This is a genomic window from Ruegeria sp. F11 (assembly GCF_056533855.1).
The window spans coordinates 153,593-168,773 of sequence record NZ_JBQFOW010000004.1; the positions used below are offsets into that span (position 1 = coordinate 153,593).

Below are 15,181 nucleotides of genomic sequence, written 5' to 3' on the forward strand. Positions count from 1 at the left end.
GAGGATAAGATGACACTGAAGGCCATATTGCTCGGCGCGGTTGCCGGGACCACCTTAGTTGCTGCTGCATCCAGCGTTGCGGCGGATACGTCTGACAAACGCATTGCACTGTCGAACAACTATGCCGGAAACTCGTGGCGTCAGGCGATGCTGGAAAGCTGGAAAAAGAACGGGGACGCCGCTGTTGCCGAAGGCGTTGTCGCTGCAGCAGACGCGTTCACAACCTCGGAAAACCAGGCCACCGAGCAGGCGGCGCAGATTCAGAACATGATCCTGCAGGGCTATGACGCCATCGTCATCAACGCGGCCTCACCCACGGCAATTAACGGGGCGGTCAAGGCGGCCTGTGACGCGGGGATCACCGTTGTGTCCTTTGACGGTATCGTGCAGGAACCTTGCGCGTGGCGCATCGCGGTCGACTTTCAGCAGATGGGCCGCGAACAGGTGAAGTACCTCGCGGAACGCTATCCTGATGGCGGCAACCTGCTCGAAATTCGTGGTCTGGCTGGCGTGTTCGTCGATGACGAGATCAGCGCTGGCATTCATGACGAGGTTAAGAACTCCAACTTCGAAATTGTCGGTTCGGTGCATGGCGATTGGGCGCAGGACGTGGCGCAAAAGGCCGTTGCCGGTGTCCTTCCCAGCCTGCCCGAGATTGTGGGTGTCGTGACCCAGGGCGGTGATGGCTATGGCGCGGCGCAGGCGATTGGGGCCACGGATCGCCCGATGCCGACTATCGTCATGGGCAACCGTCAGGACGAGATGCAGTGGTGGGCCGATGAAAAGGCGGCAAACGGGTACGAGACGACCTCGCTGTCGATCGCTCCGGGTGTCAGCACGCTGGCCTTTTGGGTTGCGCAGCAGGTTCTGGATGGGGCGGATGTGCCCAAGGATCTGACCGTTCCCTTCCTGACCATCACGCAGGACGATTTGGAAGAAGCCCTGAAAACCACGCCCAAGGGCTCGGTCGCCAATGTTGAATACACATTGGATGAGGCTAAGGCTGTCATCGCCGACTCCAAGTAATCCATGACGGAAAACCAAAAGAGACCCGGCGCATCCGATGCGCCGGTTGTCACGCTGGAGGGGGCCGATATGTCCTTTGGCCCGGTCCACGCGCTGCGCGCCGCGTCGATCACCGTCGGCGCGGGCGAATGCGTTGGGCTTGTGGGCCATAACGGGGCCGGAAAGTCGACGCTGGCGAATGTGATCAACGGGCGGCTGACCCAGACCGGCGGGACCGTTCTGTATCGCGGCGGAGACGTGGCGCTGAGAAACAGCCAGAACGCGCAAAACGCCGGAGTGCGCAGCGTGTTTCAGGAACTGTCGCTATGTCCGAACCTGACCGTTCTCGAAAACCTGCGCATCCCCTACCGCAATATGCCCCGCAAGGGGTGGCGTCGTCTGGCGCAGCAGAAGATCACCGACGCGCTGGACCTTGTCTTTCCGGGCCATGGTATCCGCGCGCATGCGACCGTGGGCGATCTGACCATTGCCGAACGTCAGATGGTCGAGATCGCGATTGCCTTTGCCGAACGCGACCGCGCGGCCCGCCTTGTTATTCTGGATGAACCGACATCCTCGCTGGACGCGGCCATCGCCCAGCAATTGCTGGATCATATCAAACGATTCTGTGCCTCGGGCGGGGCAGTTCTGTTCATTTCGCACATGATGGGTGAGGTGTTCGAGGTTGCGACACGGATCGTCATCATGAAAGACGGCAAGATCGTCGATGACCAACCAGCCCAGTCCTTTACCCGCAGCAGCATCGTGGATGCGATGGGCCATGTCGCCCCCGACCATGAAGATGCGGAAGACGCAGGTTCAACCCGCGACCTCGGGGCCGAGGTGATCCGGTCCGAGAACGGTCTGAACGCCCGCAGGGGCGAGATTGTCGGGCTGGCCGGGCTGGCCGGGCACGGGCAGGCCGAGGCTTTGGCGCAAATCTTCTTCGACCATTCCTCAGTCTGGAAAACCCAGAAACGGCCCGAAGTGGTCTTTGTCGCGGGGGATCGGTCGCGCGACGGGGTGATGCCGCTCTGGTCGATCCTGCGCAACCTGTCCCTGACCACGCTGCCCGAATTCAGCCGCAAGATCATGGTGGATCGCGGGGCCGAGGCCACGCTGGTCCAAAGCTGGAAAGAGCGGATCGGCATTCGTACCGACAACCTGCTGAACCCGATCCTGTCGCTGTCGGGCGGCAATCAGCAAAAGGTTCTGTTTGCCCGTGCGCTGGCCTCGGGCGCGCCGATTGTGGTGATGGATGACCCGATGCGCGGCGTGGATGTGGGAACCAAGAAAGAAGTTTACCAGATGATTCAGGATGAGGCTGCCAAGGGCCGCAGCTTTCTTTGGTATTCGACCGAGACGGATGAAATCCTTGAATGCGACCGGGTCTTTGTATTCCGCGCAGGCGCAATCGCTGCGGAACTGAGCGGCGACGACATTTCCGAGGAAAACATCCTGCGCGCCTCGTTCGAAATGCAGGAGGCCGCGGAATGACCGCCGACCGCATGCGCCTGTTGCTGCCGGTTCTGTCCCTGGCCGTCCTGCTGGGGGCGGTGTTCTATCTGCAGCCCCGCGCGATGAGCTATTTTGGCCTGAACCTACTGTTCAATCTGGCTATCCCAGTGGCGCTGGCGACGATTGCTCAGATGATGATCATCATGGTCAACGATATCGACCTGTCGATTGGCACCTTCGTCAGTTTCTGCGCCTGCGTGACGGCGACCTTTGTGCATGACACGCCGCTGCTGGGATATGTCATTCTGGCGGCTGCCATTCTGGCCTATGCGGGGCTGGGTGCCCTGATCCAACTGCGTGGTCTGCCCGCCATTGTGGTGACGCTGGGTATGTCTTTCGTTTGGGGCGGGCTCGCGGTGTTGATCCTGCCCTCGCCCGGTGGGGCCGCGCCCCAGTGGCTGAAAACGCTGATGAGCCTCAAGACGCCGCTGGTGCCCATTGCCGTGATTGCGCCGCTGGTCATTGCCTTTGCGGTTCATCTGCTGATCAAGCGGTCGTGGGTCGGCGTCATCCTGCAAGGTGTCGGCGGTAATGAGCGCGCGATGGAGCGGGCAGGGTGGTCCGTGGTCAAGCTGCGTGCCGGGGCCTACGGGCTGGCCGGGTTGTTCGGCGTTCTGGCAGGGATGTGTCTGGTCGGGCTGACGACCGCCGCAGATGCCAATATCGCGCTGCGTTACACGCTGTTGTCGATTGCCGGAGTGATCCTTGGCGGTGGCGAGTTCGTGGGCGGCCGCATCTCGCCCTTCGGCGCGGTGATCGGAGCGCTGACGCTGACACTGGCCGCAAGTTTCCTGTCCTTTCTGCGACTGTCCCCGGATTGGCAGATCGGCGCGCAAGGCGCGATCCTGATCCTGGTACTGGCGGTGCGGCTTCTGTTCGTGCGCAGGGGGGCGACCGCATGACGGATGAGGCAACACCCATGGCCGCGCCCCGCAGCCCTTTGCGCAATCTGCTGCGTAAACCCTGGCTCTGGGCCTATGTGGCGGCTGCGCTGACCTTCGGCGCGACCAGCATGATTGCCGGATCGGGGGCGGGGTCGTTGCTGTATGCGGCGCTGACCTTTGCCTCATTCTCGGCCATTGTCGGGATCGGGCAGATGCTGGTGATCACGCTGGGCCCGGGAAATGTCGATTTGTCGATACCGGCCTCGATGACATTGGCTGCCACGCTTGCGCTCAAGTTCATGGACACGCAGACAGGGCTGATCTTGCCGGGATTGCTGGTCGCCATCGGCGTCGGCATCGGCTGCGGGGTTCTGAACTTCACGCTGATCCTGCTGCTGCGCATTCCGCCGATTATTGCCACCCTGTCGGCGTCTTTCCTCTATCAATCGCTGGCGATCTGGTCGAACCGGGGCCTGCGGATCAAACCGCCCGAGCCTCTGGCCGATTTCGCCACTGGCGGCACATTGGGCGTGCCCAACGTGGCGCTTGTGGGGATCGGGCTGGCGGCGTTCGTATGGCTTTTGCTGGAGCGCGCCATTGCCGGGCGCTGGATTTCCGCCATCGGCCAGAACCTGCGCGCCGCTCGGCTAAGTGGCGTTCCCGTCAACGCGGTGCGGTTCGCGGTCTATGTGAACTCCGCCGTTTGCGCGGCATTGGCCGGGTTTCTGCTGGCCAGCTTCTCGGGCGGTGCGAACCTGAACATGGGCACGGAATACATGCTGATGTCCATCGCCGTGGTCGTGATCGGAGGGTCCTCGATCGGCGGGGGCAATTCCAACGTGCCGGGCATCTGGGGTGCTGCTCTGTTCATGTTCCTCATCGTTTCGATGCTGAACTCTTATGGGTTGGGGGCCGGTATTCGGCTTGTTTTGACCGGTCTGGTGATCGTCGGCGTCGTCACTCTGGCCAATCGGAAAGGATATGACGCATGACCAGCACACAGCTATACGATGTCGTCCGTCCCGAATTCAGCGATCTGATCCATGCCAATCTGGCGCTGTCGCGCATATCGACCGGGCATACCTGGACCGAAGGACCGGTCTGGTTTCCCGCGCATAACACGTTGCTGTTCTCGGATATTCCCAATGAACGTATCCTGCGCTGGACGCCGGATGCGGGCACAAGCGTTTTTCGCACCGCATCCAACTATGCCAATGGCAACACCCGTGACCCGCAGGGCCGTCTGGTGACCTGCCAGCACGGGACCCGATCTGTCGTGCGCACCGAGCATGACGGCAGCAGGACCGTTCTGGCCGATGCGTATCAGGGCAAACGTCTGAATTCACCAAATGACGTGGTGGTGCATTCGGACGAGTCCATCTGGTTTTCCGATCCCACCTACGGAATCCTGTCCGATCTCGAGGGGCACAAAGCTGATCCCGAACAGGACGGAAACTATGTGTACCGGGTGGACCCCGAGGATTTCTCGCTAACGCCCGTCGCGGATGGATTTGTTCAACCCAACGGGCTGGCCTTTTCCAAGGATGAAACGCGGCTGTACATCGCCGAGTCCGGCAGCAGCCACGATGCCTCGGTCCCGTCGATCCTGAAAGCCTTTGATGTCTTGCCAGACGGCACTCTGACCAACGGGCGGCACTTTGCCGAGATCGACAACGGTCTGCCCGATGGGCTGCGGGTGGATCGCCATGACAACGTCTGGTGCTCTGCCGGGGATGGCGTGCATGTGTTTTCCCCGTCAGGAGACTTGCTGGGCAAGATTCTGGTGCCCGAACGGGTCGCCAACCTGACCTTTGGCGGTGAGCGCGGCAATGTGCTGTTCATCACCGCGACCACCTCGGTCTATTCGGTTTTTGTGAATACGGCGGAACGCTAGGGTTACTTGCCCCTGTCCAGACCGTTCATCTGCGCGATGAAATCCGCCAGCATCGGCAGGTACCGCTCACCCTGACCTGCGGCGTCCATCGCCGCAAACGCGTTCCGCACATCCGCCTGCACCGGGTTGAGGGCCCCAACGCTGTTGGCCAGGTTGGTCAGATACCGCATGTCCTTATGGGCATTGGTGACAGAAAACCGGTGCGCGTTTTCGTCCCGCTCCAACGTCCATTTCATGAAGGTCTCATAGAACCCGTTCGACAGACGGCCAGGTCGGATAATGGAATCCACCTGCTCAACAGTCAGGCCGGATTTCTCAGCAATCGCCAGCGCCTCGGAATAAAGCGCTGCATAGCCAAGTGAGATGAAGTTGTTGATCAGCTTCATCTTGTGCCCCAGACCAACCTCGCCCAGATGCACGGCCAATCCGGACCAGCAGTCCAGAACCGGTTTGATCTTTTCAAACGTCTCGGGCGTTGCGCCGACCATCGTGTCCAGCGTGCCCGCCTCGGCCTCGACCGGAGTTTTGGCCAAAGGGGCGTCGGCCATGTCCATACCTGCCGCGCGTAGTTCGGCTGCCAGTTGCAGGGTCGAGACAGGATCAGAGGTCGAGCAATCAACAACGATCAGGCCCTTTTTGCCCGAGGCCAAAATCCCCTCGGGGCCGCGCACGATCTGTTCTACTTGCGGGCTGCCGGAGACGCACAGGTGGATGATATCGCACCGATCGGCCATGTCTTTTGCGGTTTTGACCTCGGACGCGCCCCGCTGCAGCAGATCTTCGACAGGCGCTCGGTTGCGGTGGCCCATCACGACCAGCGGGTAGCCTTTCTCGACAATATTCTTGGCCATGCCGTGCCCCATCAGGCCGACGCCGATAAAACCAATAACAGGTTTGCTCATACTTAGTTCCTTATTCAAATCGGATTAAGCGTTAGAGGACTGCGACCACAGGTTGACCTCGCCATTGGCGGAATAAAGGTCAATCTCGGCCAGTTCATCGGATGTAAACTCGATGTTTTTCAGGGCCCCGACGCAATCGGTTATCTGCTCTGATCTGGATGCGCCGATCAGCGCCGTTGTGATCCCGCCATCGCGCAGCACCCAGGCCAGTGCCATCTGCGCCAGCGTCTGCCCCCGGCGTTTGGCGATGGCATCCAGGTTGCGTAGGTTTTTGATGGTCTTTTCGGTCAGCAGGCCGGGATTCAACGATTTGTCATCCGCCGCCCGGCTGTCTTGCGGAACGCCGCTCAAGTATTTCCCGGTCAGCATCCCCTGCGCCAGCGGCGTGAAGGCAATCGAGCCGATACCAAGCTCTTTCAGAGTATCCTTCAACCCGTCCGTCTCAACCCAGCGGTTGATCATGTTGTAGCTGGGCTGATGGATGATGCAGGGCGTGCCCAGATCTTTCAGGATGGCAGCAGCCTCGCGCGTGCGCTGCGAGTTGTAGGATGATATCCCGACATATAGCGCCTTACCGGACCGCACGATCTGATCCAACGCGCCCATGGTTTCTTCCAGCGGGGTGTCGGGATCGAACCGGTGCGAATAGAAGATATCGACATAGTCCAGCCCCATGCGTTTGAGACTCTGATCACAGGACGCGATCAGATACTTGCGGCTGCCCCATTCGCCATAAGGACCGGGCCACATGTCGTAGCCGGCCTTGGATGAGATGACCAACTCATCCCGATACCCGGCAAAATCCGTTTTCAGGATTTGCCCAAAGGCTTCCTCGGCACTGCCCGGAGGGGGGCCGTAATTGTTGGCCAGATCAAAATGTGTGATGCCGAGGTCAAAAGCCGTCCGGCACAAGGCTTGTTTAAGGCTATGTGGTCTGTCCGCGCCGAAATTGTGCCAAAGCCCCAGCGAAATTGCGGGCAGTTTCAAGCCGCTGTGCCCGCAGTGATTATAGATCATATCGTCGTATCGGCCCGCGCGGGGCACGTAGGAACTTCCTGCCATGGTATGCTGTCCTTTAAGATGAGCTGGCGAGGCATTGGCGAACCCCTGAATGGTGGGGCATGTCCCGCGTTGCCTGAAATCTATACTGCACTGGGGTGTCAAATTAACATCTTTCCCCGGTCGGATAACGATGTCTTGAACACCCGTCGACACCCGAATACCGCACTTGACCCATCGGCTAATTTGGCTCCTGTAATTTTGTCGCGGTGCTGACTTCTGTGAACTGTTCGGCTGCCGCACAGGTGATCGCTGCTGAAGTCACGGATGAAGAATTGTCCGCATTTGAAAAAGTCGATGGGGTCGCCTCGGGGCAGCGCAGTAAATCTGAAGCGCGGGGTTTGGGCGGCCATGTCCTCTGTTCCCCGTGCCCGCGCGGTTTTCTACAAAGAACGCGCATAGGGGTAATCCAGACCTGCGTTTTCCTGTTTGAACCGCTCAAGTCGTTCCTGTGTCTTTTGCGATGAGCTCTCCAGATGCCGGACCAGTGCTGACTGGGCCCCCTGCAGGTTCCCCGCAAGGGCTGCGGTAAACACCTCGGTATGTTCGTCCGCAAATAGGTGGCGCGAACTGTAGCGGGGGAAATAGAAGCTGTTGAAGACATGCACCAACCGACTGCGCCGTAAGACCGCCATCAGGAAGTCGTTGCCGCAGTAGGACAGCAGGTGATCATGCAGATCAGCCTCGAGCTGTTCCAGCCGTTGTGACGTCAGCGAAGCGCTTTGCTGGTTCGCGGATTCCAGGCGGGCAATGCAATCCTTTAGAAATCCCTGATCGATCCGGTCGAAGCCTTCGCTCAGCGCATGTGGTTCGAGTAGGATTCTGACCTGAAATTGCTCTGCGATGGCGCGCGCGTCAAAGCGGTTCAGCACCCATTTCTGCCCGTCCAGGCGCATAATGTTATCCTCGACCAACCGCACCTGAATGTCGCGCAATACGGTGCGGCTGATGTCATGGCATTCGGCCAGTTTTGACGGCACGATCCGGCGCTCTCCGGCGCTGGCAAGGGCCAGAAGTTCGAACTTGATAGCGTCGTAACGTTCGATCCATTTGATCGTAGGCGGTAGCTTTTCAATTCCCGCCAGTGGGTTACCGGCCCGGTCGGGGCTGTTAGGCGGCGTGTCTAGCGGCGCGGCGACGGTAAAGCCGCGTTTGCCTGCCCGGGCAATGATTTGCCCGTTGCCCTGCAACGTTTGCAACGCGTTGCGGGCGGTCTGGCGGCTGACTTCGAAGTGATCGGCAATGATGGATTCCGTCAGCACGGTGCCATCCGGCACAAGGCCGGTGCGGATCGCATCGCCAAGCCGATCGCTGATTTGCGCATACATCGGATGGGTGCGCCCGTCGCTCACTCCGCTGTCTCCTGTTCCGGTCGGTTGCCGCGTTGAATTCCGGTCTACAATCACACATCACGTCAAACTTGAAGAAACTACTTTTGTGTGCAAAAGTCAAAAAGCATTGGACATCGGTTGTCAAAACCGAGGCAGACCCAGGAGGTAAAAGATGAAACACACCGATATTAAGCGCATGATGGCCGCCGCCGCACTGAGCATTGGCATCGCAAGCCCCGCATTTGCCGAAGACATGACGATCATGTCCTCGATGCCGTCGCTGCAATTCCCGTTCTTTGTCCACATGCAAAGCAGCATCAATGACGAGGCCGAGAAGATCGGGAGCATCTCGGTGATCGAGGCGGATGGCCGCAATGAATCTCCCAAGCAGGTGGCCGATGTTGAAAATGCCATCGTGCAGGGTGTCGATGGCATCATCATCAGCCCCAATGACGTGAACGCGCTGGCGGGTGCGATCGAGGATGCGGTGAACGAAGGGATCCCGGTTGTGACGATCGACCGCCGTGTCGATGGTGTTGATGGCCTGCTTGCGCATGTCGGTGCGGATAACGTCGCCGGGGGCGAGGCACAGGGGCAATGGGTGGTCGAGCAGTTCCCGGATGGCGCAAGGGTCGTGAACCTTCAGGGTCAGCCCGGAGCTAGCCCCGCTATCGACCGCAATCAGGGCCTGCACAATGTGCTCGACCCGCTGAGTGACAAGTACGAAATCGTGGCCGAGCAGACCGCGAACTGGAGCCGCGATCAGGGGTTGAGCGTGACTAACGCCATCCTGACTGGTCTATCTGAGATGCCCGACGTGATCGTCGCCGCCAATGACGAAATGGGTCTGGGCGCGCTCGAGGCACTTCGGTCGCTGGGGGCCGAAGATCAGGTCAAGATCATTGCCTTTGACGCAGGTCCCGAGGCGCTGTTGGCTGTGCGCGAAGGTGGTCTGGCAGGCGCGGTCGATCAATTTCCGGGCCTGCAATCGCGCACCGCGGTGCAGATCGTCAACGCCTTTGTCACCAGCGGCGAACGGCCCAAGGAGGTTGTGAACCTGATCATCCCGCGCATGATCAGCGCTGACAATCTGGAAGAGGCTGAACGGTTCGGCGAAATCAAGTAAGATCGCGCCGGGATGCGGGCGTTTTGCCCGCATCATCCCGTAAGACATCCGGGGGCCGCACCGTGCACACGACTGCTTCACAGCCACTTCTGATGGTCCAAGGGTTGACCAAGACCTTCCCCGGCGTGGTTGCTCTGGACAAGGTCGATTTTGAGGTCGGCCCCGCGGAAGTCCACGCCCTGCTTGGTGAAAACGGGGCGGGAAAATCAACGCTTCTGAAAATCCTCAGCGGTGCGCAGCTTGCAGATCAGGGCACAATGTCCCTGAACGGCAGGCCGCTGAACGCCTCTACGCCGCTTGAAGCGCGGGAGGCAGGTGTTGTCACGATTTATCAGGAATTTAGCCTGATCCCGCCGCTTTCGGTGGCCGAGAACATCTTTCTGGGCCGCGAACCACGCGGCATGCTGGGAATCCGCCACAAGCAGATGCATCGCGAAGCCCGTGTCGCGCTTGATCGGATTGGCCTGGACATCTCACCCACACGGCTGGTCAGCAGCCTGAGCGTTGCCGAACAGCAAATGGTCGAAATCGCCCGGGCACTGTCGATTGATTCCAAGCTGATCATCATGGACGAACCCACCGCCGCACTCAGCGGGTCCGAGGTGGACCGGCTGCTCGAGATCGTGCGGGAGCTGAAACGGCAAGGCCTCAGCGTTGTCTATGTCACCCATCGCCTGCAAGAGGTGTTCCGCGTCTGCGACCGCTACTCGGTGCTGCGTGATGGCTGCATGGTGGGGTCGGGCGCAGTTGCGGATACCGACGAAGATGGCCTGATACATGCGATGGTCGGGCGCGAGTTTTCCCATATCTTCGCCCGGCGGGACACCGCCCAAACCGGTAAAACCGCGCTGGAAATTCGCGATTTTTGCAGCGTGCCCAACCTGCGCGATCCCAACGCCACAACCGTCCATAACGTGTCTTTCAAGGCCCAATTCGGAGAGGTTCTGGGCATTGCCGGTCTGGTCGGGGCCGGGCGGACGGAAACGGTGCGCATGATTTTCGGAGCTGATGACAGGCTGACCGGAGAGATTTTGATCGAAGGCAGACCCGCGCAAATCACCTCGCCCCGGCAGGCGATCAAGGCGGGCATCGGTTTGGTGACGGAAGATCGCAAGAAGCAGGGCTGCTTTCTGGATTTGCCGGTCAACCAGAACATCTCGATGGCCTCGCTCGAACAATTGTCGGGCCGTCTGGGCATATTGGACCTGGGGGCCGAAGCCCGCCTGTTCGAGGACAGCCGCGACAAGCTGGATATCAAGGTGGCCGGCGCGCGACAGGCCATTGGTAAGCTGTCGGGTGGCAATCAGCAAAAAGCGCTGATTGCGCGCTGGCTGGCGAAAGCGCCGAAAATCCTGATCGTGGATGAGCCGACGCGCGGGATCGATGTCCGCTCTAAGGCGCAGGTCCATGACATCCTGTTCAGCCTTGCCGATCAGGGCGCGGCGGTCATCGTGATCTCATCTGAACTGCCCGAAATCCTGACCGTCTCGGACCGCATCCTGACCATGTCCGAGGGCCGGATCACCGGCGAATTCACCCGAAAAATCGCATCCGAGGAATCTCTGATGCAAAGCATGACACCCGCCCAGACACAGGCAAGCCCCGCACCCGGCCTTGCAGAGGAACAGATATGAGCAGCGATGGAAAAAGTCCGGCCCGTGCAAGACCCCAAGGCAAGGACAGCCCCACAGGCCAGAGCTTTGACTGGGCCGGGATGCTGGCCAAGCTGGCCCCGTTGATCTTTCTGGTGCTGCTGGTGGTGGTCTTCACCTCGTATAACGAACGGTTCCTGTCGACCCGCAACATCTTCAACATCCTGACCGAAGTGTCGATCTTTGGCCTTTTGGCCATAGGCATGACCTTCGTGATCCTGACTGCCGGGATCGACCTGTCTGTCGGCTCGACCCTGGCGGCGGCGGGTATTGTCGGGGCGGCGATTGTGACCGGAGGGCAGACCGAGTCCTTCTCGCTGGGCGGCGGAGACAAGGAAACCGTCTGGTGGTTCTGGGCGCTTGTGGCCTCGATCACCGTCGGGACGCTTGCCGGGGCTTTGCAGGGCGTGACCACAACCGTGTTCAAGGTGCCGCCCTTTGTGGTGACGCTGGGCGGGATGTCGCTGTTCCGCGGCATCACCTTGCTGGTTGGTGATGGCGGCCCGATCAGCGGCTTTGACGCGGGCTACCGCTGGTGGGGCAGGGGCGACATTGCGGGCATTCCAGTACCAGTCTTCCTGTTCGTCACCGGCACTGCGCTGGCGTGGTATGTGCTGAACTACACCCGCTATGGCCGCAGCGTCTATGCCGTTGGCGCCAATCCTGAAGCAGCGCGCCTGTCGGGGATCAATGTCGGCTTTGTCGTCGCCAGCGTCTATACGATCACCGGTTTCTGCGCTGGCCTGGCGGGTTTTGTCCTGTCGGCGCGGTTGAACTCGGCCGAGGCGGTGGCCGGGGTCGGGTTCGAGCTGCGTGTAATCGCATCCGTTGTCATCGGTGGTACCAGCCTGTTCGGCGGCATCGGCTCGGTTCTGGGCACCGCGGCTGGCGCGCTGTTGATCGGGGTTCTGCTAAACGGTCTGGTCATGCTGAACGTCAAGCCGTTCTGGCAGCAGATCGTGATCGGCATCATCATCGTCGCAGCTGTGGCCTTCGACACCTACATCAAATCGCGCAGCCGCAGCGCGTGATCTGCTCTGCCCGGATCGGAGGCTGACATGAAATACAAGACCGACCTCGTGGGCGTTATCGGCCAGCCGGTCTGGGACAACCCCAGCGAGCCGATGGTGCAAGCCGCCTTTGACCATCACAACCTGCGCTGGCGCTACCTGACGCTAGAGGTCACGCCCGAAGGCCTGGAGGACGCTGTTCTAGGCTTGCGCGCGCTAGGATTTGCCGGGTTCAACTGCACGATGCCGCACAAGATCGCCGTCATGCAGCACCTGGACGAAATCGCCCCGTCAGCGGCCCTGATCGGCGCGGTAAACTGCGTTGTGCGGCGCGGCACCCGAATGATCGGAGAAAACACCGACGGGCGGGGTCTGGTCCGGGCGTTGCAAGATGTGACTTCGCCCCAGGGCCAGCGTGTTGTTCTTCTGGGCGCAGGTGGTGCTGCCCGCGCGATTGCGGTTGAACTGGCCTTGGCAGGTGTCAGCGAGATCACCGTGGTCAACCGGGATAAAAGCCGAGGCGAAGATCTGGCCGCGACCCTGCTGTCGGATGCGGTTCAGCAGCAGGCGGGCGGGCTGATCGCGCGCTTCATGTCGCTGGACGGGCAGGTTCGGTTGCCCGAGGGCACTGACATATTCATCAATGCGACCTCCATCGGTATGTACCCGGATGCAGACGCGATGGTGCCGCTGGATACCGGTACGTTGACGCCGTCTACTCTTGTGATTGATGTCATCCCCAACCCGCCGCTGACGCCGTTGCTGCAGCAGGCGCAAGGCGTCGGCTGCCAGATTATCGACGGGCTTGACATGCTGATCGAACAGGGACGGATCGGGGTCGAGCTTTGGACCGGGCAGAACCCGGACAAACACGCTATGCGCCGGGCACTGGAACGGGACTTTCTGGATTAGATTTCCGAAAGCCAACGTCAGGCAGTGTTGCCTCGCTTCAGTATGATCGCCGTAAAGCCGCCAATCTCTGGTTTGGACATCGGTACAGGTGGAGCTGTGGGTCTTTTGGCCGTTGGCTTCAAACGTTCAGGCGCAGAGCGTCAATTCTCAAAAACTTGCAACTGAACCTTCCGCAATTTTCAGCCCTCCATGCTGCGCCAACAAGCTGACAATCGCATCAACGCCTTTTCGGTGGCGTAGGGCCGAAAACACGAACGGGCGGCCCTTTCGCATCCGTGTGGCGTCGCGCTCCATCACGTCGAGCGATGCACCGACATGGGGGGCGAGGTCGGTTTTGTTGATGATCAGGATGTCCGATTTCGTGATCGCCGGGCCGCCCTTGCGTGGGATTTCCTCGCCTGCGGCGACGTCGATGACATATATCGTCAGGTCAGCCAGCTCGGGGCTGAACGTGGCCGACAGGTTGTCGCCGCCGCTTTCGATCAGCACCACATCCAGATCGGGGTGGCGGGCCTGCATCTCTGCCACGGCGGCCAGATTGATCGAGGCATCCTCGCGGATCGCCGTGTGCGGGCAGCCGCCGGTTTCGACGCCGATGATCCGGTCCTGCGGCAGGATCTGCATCCGCATCAGCGCCTCGGCGTCCTCTTGTGTGTAGATGTCGTTGGTGATGACACCCACGGAACAGACGTCGCGCAGCGCTTCCGAGAGGGCGGCGGTGAGGGTGGTCTTGCCTGCTCCGACCGGGCCGCCGATGCCCACGCGCAGGGGGCCGTTCATATTGCTCATGTTCGAAAGATCCTTGAATATTGTGTTTCATGCTGCATTGCAGCGATATCGGGCAGGAAGGCGGTCGAGCTCAACTCGTCCAGACCCGTCTGCTGCGCTGTTTCGGCGATATGGGCGCAAAGCGGCGTCAGGTCGCGGATCAACCGTTGCGCCTCGGTCTGACCCAGAGGCACAAGGCGGGTGGCGCAGGCGACCAGATTGCTGGTGAAGGCCTGCAGGAACATCTGTGTCACCAGCAGGCGGGGCAGGTTCTGCATCCGCGCGGCGCGGCCCACCGCGACCGGGTAGGTCAGGCGTTGCAGGTCCAGACCCCAGATATCTCCGGTCACGGACCCGAAGGCCTGACCCAGAAGCTCGGTTTCCATCAGCCGTTCGGACCCGGCGCAAAAGGCGCGGGCGGTGGCATCGATCTGAGTCAAAGCAGCCCTGTCATCGGCATCATAGGCGGCCACAAGAAACAGCGCGTCATTCCAGCCCGAGCCATGTTGCAGCACGGTCGCGACCCAGTCGCCTGTCTGGTCAACGCTGACGACCCGGCCCTGTTCGATGGCGGCCTCCAGCCCGTGGGAATAGGCGAAACCGCCCACCGGATAGGCCGGGGACAACCACTGCGTTAGCGTCAGGATGTCGGCGTTAATGGGTGTGTCCATGGGTCCTGCCATGACCATATGCGCCGCCTTCGGGGGTAAAGGGTTCGACGACCTCGCGGATGTTGGCCCCCAGCTTCGTCAGCATGTCGCGGATGACGTGATCGCGCTGGATTAGCAGCCTGCCCGCTTCGATCTGGCAGGGCGTGTGCCGGTTGCCGATATGCCATGCTAGGTGCAAAAGGTGGCCGCCGGTGATTTCCAGAAGGTCTTCGGGGGCGGCGATGATCTCGATTTCGCGCCCGTCTTCAAGCACCAGAACCCCGCCATGATCCAGCGATTTGGTCTGGGCCAGATCAACCAGAAAGGCCTCACCGTCATCGGTTGCCAGCATCTTGCGGCGCAGGAAGCGCCCGTCATAGTCCAGCGACACCTGTGCATAGGCCGGGGTGTGGGGGTGATCGTGATAGATACGGGCGGTCTTGATCGCGGTGGTCATCTTGGCCTTCTTC

At 60.6% G+C, this 15,181-nt stretch carries 15 protein-coding genes; 9 read left to right on the forward strand and 6 right to left on the reverse strand.

Annotation, left to right across the window (positions count from 1 at the left end; all coding sequences use genetic code 11):
* Positions 1–9: 9 nt before the first annotated feature.
* The 5 genes from ACR0NJ_RS06895 to ACR0NJ_RS06915 are packed head-to-tail and all read left to right on the forward strand — an operon-like array spanning position 10 to position 5,301.
* Entirely contained in the window at positions 10–1,026 is a 1,017-nt protein-coding gene (locus ACR0NJ_RS06895) for a substrate-binding domain-containing protein (RefSeq protein ID WP_480816391.1), read from the forward strand.
* Between the two features lie 3 nt (positions 1,027–1,029).
* Positions 1,030–2,502 (forward strand): sugar ABC transporter ATP-binding protein, encoded by a 1,473-nt coding sequence (locus tag ACR0NJ_RS06900; protein ID WP_480816392.1) that lies wholly within the window; start codon positions 1,030–1,032, stop codon positions 2,500–2,502.
* Positions 2,499–3,425, forward strand: coding sequence for an ABC transporter permease (locus tag ACR0NJ_RS06905; protein ID WP_480816393.1), 927 nt, complete (start codon positions 2,499–2,501; stop codon positions 3,423–3,425). The genes ACR0NJ_RS06900 and ACR0NJ_RS06905 overlap by 4 nt, the downstream gene beginning before the upstream one ends.
* Positions 3,422–4,399 carry an ABC transporter permease gene (locus ACR0NJ_RS06910; protein WP_480816394.1) on the forward strand — a complete coding sequence of 326 codons (978 nt, stop codon included), beginning with the start codon at positions 3,422–3,424 and terminating at the stop codon, positions 4,397–4,399. The genes ACR0NJ_RS06905 and ACR0NJ_RS06910 overlap by 4 nt, the downstream gene beginning before the upstream one ends.
* Complete coding sequence (locus ACR0NJ_RS06915; protein ID WP_480816395.1) at positions 4,396–5,301, forward strand: SMP-30/gluconolactonase/LRE family protein; 906 nt, start codon at positions 4,396–4,398, stop codon at positions 5,299–5,301. The genes ACR0NJ_RS06910 and ACR0NJ_RS06915 overlap by 4 nt, the downstream gene beginning before the upstream one ends.
* A 2-nt stretch (positions 5,302–5,303) precedes the next feature.
* Here ACR0NJ_RS06915 and ACR0NJ_RS06920 read toward each other — a convergent pair whose 3' ends face one another.
* The 3 genes from ACR0NJ_RS06920 to ACR0NJ_RS06930 form a co-directional block, all read right to left on the reverse strand.
* A complete protein-coding gene (locus ACR0NJ_RS06920; protein WP_480816396.1) occupies positions 5,304–6,203 on the reverse strand; it encodes an NAD(P)-dependent oxidoreductase in 900 nt (299 codons plus the stop codon).
* A gap of 24 nt (positions 6,204–6,227) precedes the next feature.
* Positions 6,228–7,265, reverse strand: a complete 1,038-nt coding sequence (mgrA, locus tag ACR0NJ_RS06925) for an L-glyceraldehyde 3-phosphate reductase (protein ID WP_480816397.1) — start codon at positions 7,263–7,265, stop codon at positions 6,228–6,230.
* 380 nt (positions 7,266–7,645) lie between these two features.
* The gene (locus tag ACR0NJ_RS06930) at positions 7,646–8,614 is read right to left on the reverse strand and encodes a GntR family transcriptional regulator (protein ID WP_480816398.1); all 969 of its coding nucleotides are present in this window, start codon (positions 8,612–8,614) and stop codon (positions 7,646–7,648) included.
* 151 nt (positions 8,615–8,765) lie between these two features.
* Here ACR0NJ_RS06930 and ACR0NJ_RS06935 point away from each other — a divergent pair, with 151 nt between their 5' ends.
* The 4 genes from ACR0NJ_RS06935 to aroE all read left to right on the forward strand — a co-directional run bounded on the left by ACR0NJ_RS06935 (position 8,766) and on the right by aroE (position 13,293).
* A complete protein-coding gene (locus tag ACR0NJ_RS06935) occupies positions 8,766–9,719 on the forward strand; it encodes a substrate-binding domain-containing protein (protein ID WP_480816399.1) in 954 nt (317 codons plus the stop codon).
* 104 nt (positions 9,720–9,823) lie between these two features.
* On the forward strand, positions 9,824–11,353 hold the full coding sequence (locus tag ACR0NJ_RS06940; protein ID WP_480816400.1) for a sugar ABC transporter ATP-binding protein: 1,530 nt from the start codon (positions 9,824–9,826) through the stop codon (positions 11,351–11,353).
* Positions 11,350–12,402, forward strand: a complete 1,053-nt coding sequence (locus tag ACR0NJ_RS06945) for an ABC transporter permease (RefSeq protein ID WP_480816401.1) — start codon at positions 11,350–11,352, stop codon at positions 12,400–12,402. Before ACR0NJ_RS06940 ends, ACR0NJ_RS06945 begins: the two co-directional genes overlap by 4 nt.
* A 27-nt stretch (positions 12,403–12,429) precedes the next feature.
* The gene (gene aroE, locus ACR0NJ_RS06950) at positions 12,430–13,293 is read left to right on the forward strand and encodes a shikimate dehydrogenase (RefSeq protein ID WP_480816402.1); all 864 of its coding nucleotides are present in this window, start codon (positions 12,430–12,432) and stop codon (positions 13,291–13,293) included.
* 147 nt (positions 13,294–13,440) lie between these two features.
* Here aroE and ureG read toward each other — a convergent pair whose 3' ends face one another.
* The 3 genes from ureG to ureE are packed head-to-tail and all read right to left on the reverse strand — an operon-like array spanning position 13,441 to position 15,168.
* The gene (gene ureG / locus ACR0NJ_RS06955; protein ID WP_480816403.1) at positions 13,441–14,082 is read right to left on the reverse strand and encodes an urease accessory protein UreG; all 642 of its coding nucleotides are present in this window, start codon (positions 14,080–14,082) and stop codon (positions 13,441–13,443) included.
* The gene (locus tag ACR0NJ_RS06960; protein ID WP_480816404.1) at positions 14,079–14,732 is read right to left on the reverse strand and encodes an urease accessory protein UreF; all 654 of its coding nucleotides are present in this window, start codon (positions 14,730–14,732) and stop codon (positions 14,079–14,081) included. Before ACR0NJ_RS06960 ends, ureG begins: the two co-directional genes overlap by 4 nt.
* On the reverse strand, positions 14,716–15,168 hold the full coding sequence (ureE, locus tag ACR0NJ_RS06965) for an urease accessory protein UreE (protein ID WP_480816405.1): 453 nt from the start codon (positions 15,166–15,168) through the stop codon (positions 14,716–14,718). The genes ACR0NJ_RS06960 and ureE overlap by 17 nt, the downstream gene beginning before the upstream one ends.
* Between the last annotated feature and the right edge of the window lie 13 nt (positions 15,169–15,181).

Excerpts from the sequence above, each read along its gene's own strand:
- ACR0NJ_RS06895 (WP_480816391.1), top strand. The coding sequence starts at position 10 with ATGACACTGAAGGCCATATTGCTCGGCGCGGTTGCCGGGACCACCTTA.
- ACR0NJ_RS06945 (WP_480816401.1), top strand. The coding sequence starts at position 11,350 with ATGAGCAGCGATGGAAAAAGTCCGGCCCGTGCAAGACCCCAAGGCAAG.
- ACR0NJ_RS06960 (WP_480816404.1), bottom strand. The coding sequence starts at position 14,732 with ATGGACACACCCATTAACGCCGACATCCTGACGCTAACGCAGTGGTTG.
- mgrA (WP_480816397.1), bottom strand. The coding sequence starts at position 7,265 with ATGGCAGGAAGTTCCTACGTGCCCCGCGCGGGCCGATACGACGATATG.
- ACR0NJ_RS06905 (WP_480816393.1), top strand. The coding sequence starts at position 2,499 with ATGACCGCCGACCGCATGCGCCTGTTGCTGCCGGTTCTGTCCCTGGCC.
- ACR0NJ_RS06900 (WP_480816392.1), top strand. The coding sequence starts at position 1,030 with ATGACGGAAAACCAAAAGAGACCCGGCGCATCCGATGCGCCGGTTGTC.
- ACR0NJ_RS06910 (WP_480816394.1), top strand. The coding sequence starts at position 3,422 with ATGACGGATGAGGCAACACCCATGGCCGCGCCCCGCAGCCCTTTGCGC.
- aroE (WP_480816402.1), top strand. The coding sequence starts at position 12,430 with ATGAAATACAAGACCGACCTCGTGGGCGTTATCGGCCAGCCGGTCTGG.
- ACR0NJ_RS06935 (WP_480816399.1), top strand. The coding sequence starts at position 8,766 with ATGAAACACACCGATATTAAGCGCATGATGGCCGCCGCCGCACTGAGC.
- ureE (WP_480816405.1), bottom strand. The coding sequence starts at position 15,168 with ATGACCACCGCGATCAAGACCGCCCGTATCTATCACGATCACCCCCAC.
- ACR0NJ_RS06920 (WP_480816396.1), bottom strand. The coding sequence starts at position 6,203 with ATGAGCAAACCTGTTATTGGTTTTATCGGCGTCGGCCTGATGGGGCAC.
- ureG (WP_480816403.1), bottom strand. The coding sequence starts at position 14,082 with ATGAGCAATATGAACGGCCCCCTGCGCGTGGGCATCGGCGGCCCGGTC.
- ACR0NJ_RS06915 (WP_480816395.1), top strand. The coding sequence starts at position 4,396 with ATGACCAGCACACAGCTATACGATGTCGTCCGTCCCGAATTCAGCGAT.